The organism is Pseudogulbenkiania sp. NH8B, from assembly GCF_000283535.1.
GTDB lineage: Bacteria > Pseudomonadota > Gammaproteobacteria > Burkholderiales > Chromobacteriaceae > Pseudogulbenkiania > Pseudogulbenkiania ferrooxidans.
The window spans coordinates 1,249,654-1,262,376 of record NC_016002.1; the positions used below are offsets into that span (position 1 = coordinate 1,249,654).

Annotated in this window: 10 protein-coding genes; 4 read left to right on the plus strand and 6 right to left on the minus strand. The window is 67.9% G+C overall.

Annotation, left to right across the window (positions count from 1 at the left end; all coding sequences use genetic code 11):
* Window positions 1-390 precede the first annotated feature (390 nt).
* From pyk to NH8B_RS05950, 4 genes are all read left to right on the plus strand, one after another.
* Complete coding sequence (gene pyk, locus NH8B_RS05935; RefSeq protein ID WP_008955223.1) at window positions 391-1,821, plus strand: pyruvate kinase; 1,431 nt, start codon at window positions 391-393, stop codon at window positions 1,819-1,821.
* 100 nt (window positions 1,822-1,921) lie between these two features.
* Window positions 1,922-3,550: an NADP-dependent glyceraldehyde-3-phosphate dehydrogenase gene (locus tag NH8B_RS05940; protein WP_008955222.1), complete on the plus strand. Its 1,629-nt coding sequence runs from the start codon at window positions 1,922-1,924 to the stop codon at window positions 3,548-3,550.
* A 103-nt stretch (window positions 3,551-3,653) separates the two neighbouring features.
* A complete protein-coding gene (locus NH8B_RS05945) occupies window positions 3,654-4,715 on the plus strand; it encodes an oxidoreductase (RefSeq protein WP_014086468.1) in 1,062 nt (353 codons plus the stop codon).
* Complete coding sequence (locus tag NH8B_RS05950; RefSeq protein ID WP_014086469.1) at window positions 4,712-5,212, plus strand: heme-degrading domain-containing protein; 501 nt, start codon at window positions 4,712-4,714, stop codon at window positions 5,210-5,212. The genes NH8B_RS05945 and NH8B_RS05950 overlap by 4 nt, the downstream gene beginning before the upstream one ends.
* A 55-nt stretch (window positions 5,213-5,267) precedes the next feature.
* Here NH8B_RS05950 and pgi read toward each other — a convergent pair whose 3' ends face one another.
* From pgi to NH8B_RS05980, 6 genes are all read right to left on the minus strand, one after another.
* A complete protein-coding gene (gene pgi / locus NH8B_RS05955) occupies window positions 5,268-6,971 on the minus strand; it encodes a glucose-6-phosphate isomerase (protein WP_014086470.1) in 1,704 nt (567 codons plus the stop codon).
* A 96-nt stretch (window positions 6,972-7,067) separates the two neighbouring features.
* On the minus strand, window positions 7,068-8,120 hold the full coding sequence (locus NH8B_RS05960) for a porin (RefSeq protein ID WP_014086471.1): 1,053 nt from the start codon (window positions 8,118-8,120) through the stop codon (window positions 7,068-7,070).
* Between the two features lie 258 nt (window positions 8,121-8,378).
* Entirely contained in the window at window positions 8,379-9,185 is an 807-nt protein-coding gene (locus NH8B_RS05965) for a Cof-type HAD-IIB family hydrolase (RefSeq protein WP_014086472.1), read from the minus strand.
* An 8-nt stretch (window positions 9,186-9,193) separates the two neighbouring features.
* Window positions 9,194-10,138, minus strand: a complete 945-nt coding sequence (locus tag NH8B_RS05970) for a carbohydrate kinase family protein (RefSeq protein WP_014086473.1) — start codon at window positions 10,136-10,138, stop codon at window positions 9,194-9,196.
* A gap of 19 nt (window positions 10,139-10,157) precedes the next feature.
* Window positions 10,158-11,186 (minus strand): ABC transporter permease subunit, encoded by a 1,029-nt coding sequence (locus tag NH8B_RS05975; protein WP_014086474.1) that lies wholly within the window; start codon window positions 11,184-11,186, stop codon window positions 10,158-10,160.
* A 28-nt stretch (window positions 11,187-11,214) separates the two neighbouring features.
* Window positions 11,215-12,708, minus strand: coding sequence for a sugar ABC transporter ATP-binding protein (locus NH8B_RS05980; RefSeq protein WP_014086475.1), 1,494 nt, complete (start codon window positions 12,706-12,708; stop codon window positions 11,215-11,217).
* Window positions 12,709-12,723: the final 15 nt, after the last annotated feature.

The window sequence follows — 12,723 nt, forward strand, 5'->3', positions numbered from 1 at the left end:
CCCCTTTTCTTCCCGGGCCGCCAAGGCTCGCCGCGTCCGCTGTTGCTGAAGTTCTTCCCTAGTCGCTGTGATGGGCTTGTTGCGTGCCTTGTCCCGCCTTGTCGCAACCATTCCGTTAGCGGTTGCGTAGTAGTTTTACTACAAATATACTCGATTGGAGTCGTGTCCATTCCCTTTCGTGTCTGAGTGTGACGGCTGTGCGGCTTGATGGCGGCAAGACGGCGCTGTCACGATGGGTTTTTTTTCTTAATGGATTGATGTTGAAGGATTTGTTGGGATTTTTGGTGCGGACGTCAGCCGTGTGGAACAGGGCTGGGTGATGTCTGTTGACAGTTAATGTGAAATCGATTTCAATGTAGTTCTACTACATAAGGACAAGGAGGAGTGAGTATGGGTACATGTAGCGAACGCCAGAGCCGTGGCACCAAGATCATCGCCACGCTGGGCCCGGCCAGCAGCACTGTGGACACCATCGCCGCCCTGCACCAGGCCGGTGCCGACGTGTTCCGCCTCAACTTCAGCCACGGCGCGCACGAAGACCACGCCGCCCGGCTCGCCGCCATCCGCCAGGTGGAGCACCAGGCCGGTCGCCCCATCGGCGTGCTGCTCGACCTGCAGGGCCCCAAGCTGCGGGTGTGGAGCTTCGCCGACGGCCAGGCCGAACTCGTCGCCGGCCAGCGCTTTGCCTTCGACCGCAACCCGGAGCCGGGCAACCATGAGCGCGTCTGCCTGCCTCACCCCGAAATCTTTTCTGCCGTCTCGCCGGGCGACCAGCTCTTGGTCGACGACGGCCGCCTGCGTTTCCGCGTCGTGTCCGTCACGCCCGATGTCATCGAGGCTGAAGTGGTGGCGGGCGGCCTCATCTCCGACCGCAAGGGCGTCAACGTGCCGGACGCCGCGCTGGCGGTGTCGGCGCTGTCGATCAAGGACCGCCGCGACCTCGAGTTCGGCCTGGAACTGGGGGTGGACTGGGTGGCGCTGTCCTTCGTGCAGCGCCCGGAAGACGTGCTGGAAGTGCGCGAGCTGATCGGCGGCCGCGCCAAGCTGATGGCCAAGATCGAGAAGCCGCTGGCGGTGCAGAACCTCGAGGCCATCATCGAGGTGGCCGACGCCATCATGGTGGCGCGCGGCGACCTCGGCGTGGAACTGCCGCCGGAAGAGGTGCCGTCGATCCAGAAGCGCATCGTGCGGTTGTGCCGCGAGGCCGGCAAGCCGGTGGTGGTCGCCACCCAGATGCTCGAATCGATGATCAAGGCGCCGGCGCCGACCCGCGCCGAGGCCTCCGACGTCGCCACCGCGGTGTACGACGGCGTCGACGCCGTGATGCTGTCGGCCGAATCCGCCGCCGGCCACTACCCGGTCGAGGCGGTTTCGATGATGCAGCGCATCATCCACCACACCGAGGGCGACCCGTTGCAGCGCCAGCTGATGCAGGCGGTGACCACGCGCCACCAGGCCAACTCCACCGACGCCATCGGCGCGGCGATCCACAGTGTGGCCGGGGTGCTGCCGGTGGGCGCCACCATCACCTACACCACCTCGGGCGCCACCGCCTTCCGCGTCGCGCATGAACGCCCGGCCTCGCCGATCCTGAGCCTGACGCCGAACCGCACCGTGGCGCGCCAACTGGCGCTGCTGTGGGGGGTGACCTCGTACGCCACCGAGGACGCCAAGAACGTCGAGGACATGGTGGAGAAGGCCAGCGCCGCCGCCAAGAACACCGGCTACTACCAGCCGGGCCGGCCGCTGATCGTGGTGGCGGGCATCCCGTTCGGCACGCCGGGTTCGACCAACCTGCTGCGCGTGGTCTGGCCGGAATAAGCGCGAAGACGGATCGCGGCTGAGCCCCGACCGCTCAGAACCTGCTCGCGACAGATCACGAGCAGGTTCTCACACACTGCACACACAAAGGACATCGAGAGTGAACACCATCGAACAACTGCACGCCCTGTTCCCCGCCGAGAGCGCCGTTCCGGCTGACTGCCAGATTCTCGCCCCGCTGCACCAGCGCACCCTGCTGGTGAACGGCCAGCTCAAGATGTGGCACGGCGAGACGCGCGCCGTGCTGTCGCCGGTCTACACCCGCCAGGACAACGGTGAGCTGGCGCGCGTCGAGCTCGGCAGCATCCCGGTCACCGGCAAGGAAGAGGCCGACGAAGCCCTGGCCGCCGCGGTGGCCGCCTACGACAACGGCCGCGGCGCCTGGCCGACCATGTCGGTGGCCGAGCGCATCGGTTGCGTCGAGGAATTCACGCGCCAGATCCTGGCCAAGCGCCGCGAGATCGTGAACCTGATCATGTGGGAGATCGGCAAGAGCCTGCCCGACTCCGAGAAGGAATTCGACCGCACCATCGTCTACATCAAGGACACCATCGACGCGCTGAAGAAGCTCGACAACGACAACTCGCGCTTCCAGATCGTCGACGGCACCATCGGCCAGATCCGCCGCTCGCCGCTCGGCATCACGCTGTGCCTGGGGCCGTACAACTACCCGATGAACGAGACCTTCACCACGCTGATCCCGGCCTTGATCATGGGCAACGTGGTGCTGTTGAAGCCGCCGAAGTTCGGCACGCTGCTGTACTACCCGATGCTGGAGGCGTTCCGCAGCGCCTTCCCGGCCGGCGTGATCAACACCGTCTACGGCAAGGGCTCGGAACTGGTGCCCTACCTGATGAACAGCGGCAAGATCAACGTGCTGGCCCTGATCGGCTCCAGCCGCGTCGCCGACCAGCTCAAGAAGGCACACCCGAAATCCAACCGCCTGCGCGCGGTGCTGGGGCTCGACGCCAAGAACGCCGCCATCATCCTGCCCGACGCCGACCTCGACCTGGCGGTGAAGGAATGCATCGCCGGTTCGCTGTCGTTCAACGGCCAGCGCTGCACCGCGATCAAGATGATCCTGGTGCACCAGTCCATCGCCGAGGCCTTCCTGCGCCGCTTCAGCGAGGCGGTCAACGCGCTCAAGGTGGGCATGCCGTGGGAGAAGGGCGTGATGGTGACGCCGCTGCCGGACCAGGAAAAGTGCCGCTACCTGACCGAGTGCGTCGAGGACGCCAAGGCCCAGGGCGCACGCGTGATCAACGAAGGCGGCGGCAGCGTGGCCGAGACGCTGTTCCACCCGGCGGTGGTGTTCCCGGTCAAGGAAGGCATGAAGCTCTATCGCGAGGAGCAGTTCGGCCCGGTGATCCCGGTGGCGCCGTTCGAGGATATCGAGGACGCGCTGGACTACGTGATCAGCTCGGACTACGGCCAGCAGGTGAGTCTGTTCGGCAGCAACCCGCACCAGATCGCCGAACTGGTCGACCCGCTGGTGAACCAGGTCTGCCGCGTCAACATCAACTGCCAGTGCCAGCGCGGCCCGGACGTGTTCCCGTTCGCCGGGCGCAAGGATTCGGCGGAGGGCACGCTGTCGGTGCACGACGCGCTGCGCGCGTTCTCGATCCGCTCGATGGTGGCGGCGAAGGAGACCGAGGCGAGTAAGAAGCTGCTGGATGCGATCGTGCTGTCGAACGAGAGTAATTTCATCAATACGCGCTTCATTCTCTAAGCCGTATGAGACCACTCTCCAGGTTGGCCGAAGCCCGCCTGGAGGGCCGTTTTCCGCAACCCTGCCCAGACGGCAGGGTTTCTGTTTTTGCAAGGACTCGCCCATGCCCCATCCCCTTCGCGTCGGCCTGGTCGGCTACGGCAGCGCCGCCAAGACCTTTCACGCTCCGCTGATTGCCGCCACTCCCGGCCTCGAGCTGGTCGCCGTCGCCAGCCGCCGGCCGGATCAGGTGCGCGCCGAGCGTCCGTCGCTCGACGTTGAAGCCACGCCCGAGGCGTTGTTCGCGCGTGCCGACATCGATCTCGTCGTCATCCCGACCCCGAACGAGACCCACCATGCGCTGGCGCGCGCCGCGCTGCGGGCGGGCAAGCACGTGGTGGTGGACAAGCCGTTCACCGTCACCGTGGCCGAGGCCTGCGAGCTGGAGGCCCTGGCGCGGGATACCGGGCGCGTGCTGTCGGTGTTCCACAACCGGCGCTGGGACGCCGACTTCCTGACGCTGAAGGCGCTGCTCGACCAGGGCCGGCTGGGCCGCGTGGTGCAGTTCGAGTCGCACTTCGACCGCTACCGTCCCGAGGTGCCGCAGCGCTGGCGCGAGAGCGCGGCGAGCGCCGGCTCCGGGCTGTGGTACGACCTGGGGCCGCACCTGGTGGACCAGGCGCTGCAGTTGTTCGGCCAACCTTTGGGCATCGCGCTGACGCGCGCCACGCTGCGCGACGGCGCCGAGGTGGACGACTACTTCCACGCCCTGCTGCGCTACGAGCGGCTGCAAGTGATCCTGCACGCCAGCACGCTGACCGCCGAGCCGGGGGCGCGTTTCGCCGTGCACGGCACCGCGGCGAGCTACCTCAAGCACGGCCTGGACGAGCAGGAAGCCGCGCTCAAGGCCGGCCGGTTTCCGCCCGCCGCCGACTGGGGCCGCGACGAGCGCGACGGCATCCTCACGGTGTGGCACGACGGCCAGCCCGGCCACGAGCGTGTGCCGACGCGGCTCGGCGACTACCCAGCTTATTACGCCGCCTTGCGCGACGCGATAAAGCTCGGTGCGGCCAACCCGGTGCCGGCCGCCGACGCCATCGCCGTGATGCGCGTGATCGAGGCCGGCTGCCGGAGCGCCGCCGAGGGGAGGGAAGTGCCGTTCGCCAGCGTGGGGGGCGTCGCATGAGCCGGTCCGACATCGACGCCGATCTCGCCCGCATCGCCCTGCAGGAACGGCGGCTGCAGTTTACCCATTTCGACCATGCCAGCGCCTGGGCGCTGGGCTGCCGCCTGAAGGCCGCCGCCGAGGCGCGCGGAGCGGCGCTGGCGCTTGAGATCCGCCTCGCCGGCGAGACCGTCTTCTTGCACGCGATGGCGGGGACGACGCCGCTCAACGCCGACTGGGCGCGGCGCAAGCGCAAGCTGGTCGAGCTGACGCACAAGAGCTCCTACTCCGTGGGGCTCGCGCTGCAGCGCGATGGCCAGACGCTGGAAACCAAGCTGGGTCTTGCCATGCGCGACTACGCCGCGCACGGCGGCAGCTTCCCGTTGCGCCTGACGGGCAGCGGCTGCATCGGCGCCGTCACCGTGTCCGGCCTGCCGCAGCGCGAAGACCATGCGTTGATCGTCGCGGTGCTGGCGGACTATCTCGGCCAGCCGCTGGCCGAACTGGCGCTGGAGTGAAACCCAAGCAAAAAGCCCGTCGTGAGGACGGGCTTTTTTGTTGGCTGATGGCGGCTCAGGCTTCCTGCGGCTGCGTCTGGCTAGGCTTCACCGGCGCCGGGGCAGGGGCCGGCTCGGCGCCGTTGACCTGGCGGTAGAAGGCGATCAGCTTGGCGGTCGAGCTGTCGTGCTGGGCCGGGCCGCACTTGCCGGACAGTTCGGCGTGGATGGTCTTGGCGAGCTGCTTGCCCAGTTCCACCCCCCACTGGTCGAAACTGTTGATGCCCCAGATCGCGCCCTGCACGAAGATCTTGTGCTCGTAGAGCGCGATCAGCGCGCCCAGGTGGCGCGGGTCGAGCCGGCTCATCAGCAGGGTGTTGGTCGGGCGGTTGCCGCCGAACACCTTGTGCGGCACCAGCTTTTCCAGCGCCTCGCCCGCGAGCCCCTGCGCCGTCAGTTCGGCGCGTACCTCGTCGGCGGTCTTGCCGCGCATGAAGGCCTCGGCCTGGGCGAACAGGTTGGCGAGCAGAATCTCGTGGTGGCCGGGCAGCGAGCTGCAGTTCTCCAGCGAGGCGATCAGGTCGATCGGCGAGGTGTGTGTGCCCTGGTGCAGCAGCTGGAAGAAGGCGTGCTGGCCGTTGATGCCGGTCTCGCCCCAGATGATCGGCGCGGTTTCGAAATCGACCGGCTGGCCGTCGCGCAGGGTCTGCTTGCCGTTGGACTCCATGTCGAGCTGCTGGATGAAGGCCGGCAGGCGGTGCAGGTACTGGTCGTAGGGGGCGATGACGTGGCTGCCGCCGCCATAGAAATTGATGTACCAGATGCCGATCAGCGCCAGGATCACCGGCATATTGGCTGCCAGCGGCGCGTTGCGGAAATGCTGGTCCATGCCGTGCGCGCCTTCCAGCAGCTCGAGGAAGCTCTCTTCGCCGAGGTAGAGCATGATCGGCAGGCCGATCGCCGACCACAGGCTGAAACGGCCGCCCACCCAGTCCCAGAATTCGAACATATTGGCCGGGTCGATGCCGAACTCGGCCACCGCCTGCTTGTTGGTGGAGACCGCGACGAAGTGCTTGGCCACCGCCTTCTCGTCGCGCGCGCGGGAGACGAACCATTCGCGTGCGGTCAGCGCGTTGGTCAGGGTTTCCTGCGTGGTGAAGGTCTTCGACTCGATCACGAACAGCGTGGTCTCGGGGTGGACGCGCTTGAGCGTCTCCTTGAGCTGCGAGCTGTCGACGTTGGAGACGAAGTGCATGTTCATGCGCGGATGCGCGTACGGGCGCAGCGCCTGGCATACCATGAGCGGGCCGAGGTCGGAGCCGCCGATGCCGATGTTGACGATGTCGGTGATCGGCTGGCGCGTGTAGCCCAGCCACTCGCCGGAGCGCACGGCGTGGGCGAAGCGCCCCATGCGTTCCAGCACACGGTTGACCTTGGGCATGACGTCTTCGCCGTCGACCAGGATCGGGGTGTCGGCGCGGTTGCGCAGCGCCACGTGCAGCACCGCGCGGCTCTCGGTGACGTTGATCTTGTCGCCGTGGAACATGGCCTCGATCTGCTCCGGCAGGCCGGCTTCTTCGGCCAACTGCAACAGCAGGGTCAGGGTCTGGTCGCTGATGCGGTTCTTGGAGTAGTCGAGCGTCAGCCCTTCGGCTTGCAGCCAGTAGCGTTCGGCGCGCTCGGGATCGGCGGCGAACAGCTCGCGCATGTGCCAGTCGCGCGCGCGCGAAAAGTGGTTCCACAGGGTGCGCCAGGCCGGCAGTTGGGTGAGCTTGCTCACGGTACGCTCCTTGAATTTGGACGTTTCGACACGAGTCGGATAAACAGGGTCTGACAACCCGGGCCGGCGCTTGCGCCGCCCCGGGTTTTCGCAGTTTTAGAAGCCGTGGTGCAGGCCGATCACCAACTCGCTGCTGGCGCGGTCATCGCTGCTGACCTTGCTGCGCAGGTATTCCGCCAGCAGGGCGGTGCGCTTGGACAGGTCGTAGCTGGTGCCCAGCACGAACTCGTTGCGGCGTTTGTCGCTGACGTACTGGTAGTTGTCGGTGCGCAGCACCGAAGCGCGTAGCGCCAGACGATCCGGCTTGTACTCGGCCAGCAGCATCAGGCTCTTCATGGCGACCGGATCGGCCGGCACCACGAAGGACGTGCTGCTGCCGGTGAGCGCCCCCGGCGTGGTGGCCGAGAGCCGGGAGTGGTTGTATTCCGCCGCCAGCGTCAGCCCCTGCAGCGGAGTGACCTTGCCGGCCGCCACCCAATCGTCGGCATGGCCGACGTTGACGTAAGGGGCCGAGGCGTTGTTGGCCAGGTCCTGGCGCTGGTAGCCGGCGTGCAGGCCGTAACTGGCGCCTTCGAAGTTGGCGCCCAGCGCCCAGGCGTTGCCGGCGGCGCTGCCCGAGCCCTTCTCGCCGGCCGCCCAACTGGCGGCGGCGTTGAACTGGCCGAACTTGGGCGTCTCGTACTTGACCGCGCCTTTCGAGTTGCCGGCGTCGCTCAGCCCCAGCACGCCGCCGACGCCGCGGTCCGGACCGTGGTCGCCCAGGTCGAAGAAGTTGGCCTTCCAGTAACCCTCGCCGTAGGCGTCGATACCGTGTCCCAGCTTGACCGCGCCGAAGCCGCCCGACAGGCCGACGAAGGTGTCGCCGGACGCGAAGGTATCGCCGGCCTGGCCGCCGTCGAGGTGCACGTTGTTGTTCATCTGCCAGATGGCCTTGAGGCCGTCGCCGAGGTCCTCGCTGCCGACGAAGTCGATTTCGGAACCGAAGTCCTTGACGCCGTTGACATGGGTGCCGTCGACGTTGCTCTTGCGTTGCACGCCGGCTTCCATCTTGCCGATGATGCTGACGTCCGCCAGAGCGGCGCCGGAAAACAGCGACAGCACGGCAGAAACCAGCGCGACGTTTTTCACGTTCATGGTTTTGGTTTTCATCTTTCTCCTCTGCTCTTATTAGAAAAGGCACTGCTTACGATGGGTTCTCACCCGTCGTTTCTTCGAACCTGTTTACGAGCTGCTGCGCTTCGGCGATACGGCGTTAAAACCGTCTTCGGAATGCTCATTTACCGCTTGTAAACTCCGCTTCCTCAGCCGTTTTTGCCTTGTCTCGCTCTAGCTCGCGAGATCGTGAACAGGTTCTTCTTTGCCGGACTGACGAACAGGCTCTTTGCGGCCATTCGGTCAGTGGGGCGCTCACACTTCCGGGATGGCCAGCCCCAGCGCCAGGCTGATCTGGCGTGCCACGCCGGCCTCGTCGTGGTGGCCGGCCTCGGCCACCTCGGGCAGCAAGGCGGACAGGCGCGGGTTGGCGTTGGCCATGCGGAACGGGTGGCCGACGCTTTGCAGCATCTCGACGTCGTTGAGGCCGTCGCCGAACGCGGCGCAGCGCTCCGGCGCCACGCCCAGGCGCGCCAGCAGGCGCGTCAGCGCGCGGCCCTTGCTGACGCCGGGGGCCATCACTTCCAGGTAGTCGGGGCGCGAGTAGGTCAGCGCCAGCGCGCTGCCGAAACGCTGGCGGATCGCCGCCTCGATCTCGGCCAGGCGCGCTGGCGGCGCGGTGTACATCAGCTTGGCCACGCCGTGGCCGGGATGCTGCGACAGGTCGTCGCACTGCTTGGAAAAGCCGGTCTCGGCGTCGCGGTGGACGTAGCCGTCGTGCAGGCAGCACAGCCCGCCTTCGTCCAGGTACAGGCTCAGCCGGGTGCCGTGCGCCAGTTCCGGCTGCAGCAGCGCGCGCACGTGCTCGGCAGCGAGGTCGTCGGCGTGGAGCAGGGCGCCGTCACTGCCGTGCACGCGCGCGCCGTTCGAGGTGATCAGGCTGATCGGCAGTTCCAGTCCGTCGATCAGGCCCCGCACGTCGAGCACGTGGCGGCCGGTGGCGATGATCAGGTGCACGCCGCGCGCGGCGGCGGCGCGCAGGGTGGCGGCGGTGAACGGCGTGATGGTCTCGCGGGCATCCAGCAGGGTGCCGTCGAGATCGGAGGCGATCGCAGCGTACATGGCGGTTCTCACAGGGCTAGGTCGGGATGGGGCGAGGCGTGCGGCGCCTCGCGTCGGCTCAACAGCGCGTCCACTTCGGCGCGGCTGGGCGGGTGCGCGCCGGCGCGCTGGCAGGCGGCGGCCGCCGTGGCGGCAGCGAAGGGCAGCGCGTCCGCCGTGGCGGGCTCATCCAGCGTCGCCACGATCCAGCCCGCCAGGCTGGCGTCGCCGGCGCCGACGGTATCGGCCACCGTCACCTTGACGGCCGGCTGGTGCGTCGCCTGCTGCGCGGTGAGCAGGCGCAGGCCCTGGGCGCCCTCGGTGTAGAGGATGTGCAGCGTGGGGTTCCACTCGAGCAGGGTGGCGAGCGCGGCCTCGGTGCTGCACTCGGGCAGCAGCTGCGCCAGGTCTTCGTCGGACACCTTGACGTCGCTGGCGAGGCGGATCATTTCCTCGAAGGTGGCGCGGTAAGCGTCGTCCATCAGGTTGCGCCAGTTGGGGTCGAAGGTGATGCGCTTGCCGGCGGCGCGCGCGGCGCGGGCGACGTCCAGCAGCCGGCCCGCCAGCGGCGTGCGCGCCAGGCTGATGGAGCCGAAGTGGACCACCTCGGCCGCCTCCAGCCAGCCCGGCGGCAGGCGCGCGGGGTCGAACGCCAGGTCGGCCGAATCGCCGCCGGCGAAGAAGTAGCGCGGCGGATGCTGCGACGGCACCAGCGCCAGGAACGGCGGCTTGGCGGCGCGCTGCAGAAAGCGCGGGTCGAGCCCGATGGCCAGGGTCGCTTCGGCCAACTCGTCGCCCAGGTCGTCCTCGCTCACCGCGCCGGCGAAGGCCGCTGGCACGCCCAGGGCGGCGACGGCGCGCGCCACGTTCCAGCAGGCGCCGCCGACGCGGCTCGCCCAGACGCCGGGGGCGGTTTGCAGAAAGTCGGTGAGCGCCTCACCGAACACGACCACGCGGGGCAGTGGCTTCGTCATATTCTTACTCCACATCGAATCAGTTGAGGCCGCTTTGTTTCTGGCGCCACTTGTCCAGCATCACCGCCAGCACGATCACTGCGCCCTTGGCCACGTACTGCCAGAACGACGAGACGCCGAGGATGGTCAGGCCGTTGTTCATCACGCCGATGATCAGCGCGCCGACCACGGTGCCCCAGATCGAGCCGACCCCGCCCATCAGGCTGGTGCCGCCCAGCACCACGGCGGCGATGGCGTCGAGCTCGTAGCCGGTGCCCCAGTTGCCGTTGGCGCCGTACAGGCGGCTCGCCGACATGGCGCCGGCGAGACCCGCGAACAGGCCGCTGATCGAATACACGAACAGCAGCACCCGCTTCACCTTGATGCCGGTGAGCCGCGCCGCCTGCGGGTTGCCGCCCACGGCGTAGATGTGCAGGCCGAGCACGGTGCGCTTGAGAACGAACCACGAGGCCACCACTACGGCGGCGGCGAGCCAGACCAGCCAGGGGATGGCGAACAGGCTGCCGTTGCCGATCCACTCGAAGCTCGGGATGTCGCTGTTGAGCACCGTGGTGCCGTCGGCGAACAGGTAGGCCGCGCCACGCAGCGCGGTCATGGTGCCCAGCGTCACCACGAAGGGGTTGATGCCGAGCATGGCCACCATCGAGCCGTTGAGCACGCCCATCGCCAGGCCGGCCACGATGAAGGCGGGCAGGGCCAGCAGCGGAGCGTGGCCGGGCAGCGAGGTGAGCATGCCCAGCACCGCCGCCACCGCCAGCATCGAGCCCACCGAGAGGTCGATGCCGGCGGTGAGGATGACGAAGGTCATGCCCGAGGCCAGCACCAGGTTGATCGAGGTCTGGCGCAGGATGTTGAGGCTGTTGTCCACCGTGATGAAGTTGGTGCTGCCGTCCTCGCTGAAGTGCAGCGTGAGCAGATAGAAGGCGGCGTACAGCACGACCAGTACCGGCAGCATGCCGACCTTGCTGTAGAGCCGGCCCAGGCTGAAGCCGGCCGGTTTCGGCGCGGCGAGCAGGCCGGCCGGGGAATTCGGGCTCGAAGTAGTCATCGCTTGTCTCCTTGATGTGTCTTGTGTGTCAGGCCGCCTCGTGGGTGGCGAGCGTCATGATGGCTTCCTGGGTCACGGCCTCGCCCGCGAGTTCGCCGGCGAGGCTGCCTTCGCGCATCACCAGCACGCGGTGGCACAGCCCGATCACTTCGGGCAGCTCGCTGGAGATGCAGATCACCGCCACGCCCTGCGCCGCCAGCTCGTGGACGATGCGGTAGATCTCCACCTTGGCGCCGATGTCGACGCCGCGCGTGGGCTCGTCGAGGATCAGCACCTTGGGCTTGATCGCCAGCCAGCGCGCCAGGAGCAGCTTCTGCTGGTTGCCGCCGGACAGCCCGCCGACGATGCCCTCGGTGCCGGACACCTTGACCGCAAGCCGGTCGATGGCCTGCTGCGTCAGCTTTTTCAGCGCCGGGTGGTCGAGCACGCCGGCGCGCGCGTGGCGCCCCAGCACGTTCATGGTGGTGTTGGCGGTGGCCGAGAGCTGCAGGAACAGGCCCTGGCCTTTGCGGTCTTCCGGCAGGTAGCCGATGCCGAGGCGAATGGCGTCGAGCGGCTCGCGGATGGACACCTCGCGCCCGTCGAGCAGGATGCGCCCGCTGGTCCTGGCGTCGGCGCCGAAGATCAGGCGCGCGAGCTCGGTGCGCCCGGCGCCGACCAGCCCGGCCAGCCCCAGCACCTCGCCGGCGCGCACCTTGAGCGAGGCCGGGCGCACCCGGTGGCTGCCCAGGTCCTGCACCTCGAGCCGCACCGGGCCGGCGCCGACCTCGCTCTTGTGCTGGTAGAAGTCGTCGAGCGGCCGCCCGACCATCATCTGCACCACCTTCTGCGGCGTGCTCTCGGCGCGCGTCATGCTGCCGACGTAGCTGCCGTCGCGCAGCACGGCGATGCGGTCGGCCAGGCGGTTGACCTCTTCCATGCGGTGGCTGATGTAGATCAGCGCGATGCCGTCGTCGCGCAGCTGGTGGATCACCTCGAACAGCCGCTCGCTTTCGCGGTCGGACAGCGCGGCGGTGGGCTCGTCCAGGATCAGCACGCGGCTGTCGTGGATCAGGGCGCGGGCGATCTCCACCTGCTGCTGGTCGGCGATGCCCAGGCGGTGCGCCGGGGTGGTGGCCGAAAAGCGCGCGCCCAGCCGTGCCAGCACTTCCTCGGCGCGGCGGTTCATGGCGTCGTGATCGATGCGGCCGAAGCGGGCGCGCGGCTCGGCGCCCATGAAGATGTTCTCGGCCACGGTGAGGTTGGGCGCGACCGCCAGTTCCTGGTAGATCAGGTTGATGCCGGCGGCGCGCGCGTCGGCGGGCGAGGCGATGCGCACCGGCTTGCCGTCCAGCCGGATTTCGCCCTCGTCCGGCTGGTAGACGCCGGACAGAATCTTCATCAGCGTGCTCTTGCCGGCGCCGTTCTCGCCCATCAGCGCCAGCACCTCGTGGCGGTAGGCGGTGAGCCGGACCTGGTCCAGCGCCTTGTTGGCGCCGAAGCGCTTGCCGATGCCCATCATTTCCAATGCGATCGAGCTCATGACGACTCCTGTTCA

Bases quoted from the DNA above. Each gene is read 5' to 3' on its own strand.
- NH8B_RS05975 (WP_014086474.1), bottom strand. From the start codon at position 11,186: ATGACTACTTCGAGCCCGAATTCCCCGGCCGGCCTGCTCGCCGCGCCG.
- NH8B_RS05980 (WP_014086475.1), bottom strand. From the start codon at position 12,708: ATGAGCTCGATCGCATTGGAAATGATGGGCATCGGCAAGCGCTTCGGC.
- NH8B_RS05950 (WP_014086469.1), top strand. From the start codon at position 4,712: ATGAGCCGGTCCGACATCGACGCCGATCTCGCCCGCATCGCCCTGCAG.
- NH8B_RS05970 (WP_014086473.1), bottom strand. From the start codon at position 10,138: ATGACGAAGCCACTGCCCCGCGTGGTCGTGTTCGGTGAGGCGCTCACC.
- NH8B_RS05945 (WP_014086468.1), top strand. From the start codon at position 3,654: ATGCCCCATCCCCTTCGCGTCGGCCTGGTCGGCTACGGCAGCGCCGCC.
- NH8B_RS05965 (WP_014086472.1), bottom strand. From the start codon at position 9,185: ATGTACGCTGCGATCGCCTCCGATCTCGACGGCACCCTGCTGGATGCC.
- pyk (WP_008955223.1), top strand. From the start codon at position 391: ATGGGTACATGTAGCGAACGCCAGAGCCGTGGCACCAAGATCATCGCC.
- NH8B_RS05960 (WP_014086471.1), bottom strand. From the start codon at position 8,120: ATGAAAACCAAAACCATGAACGTGAAAAACGTCGCGCTGGTTTCTGCC.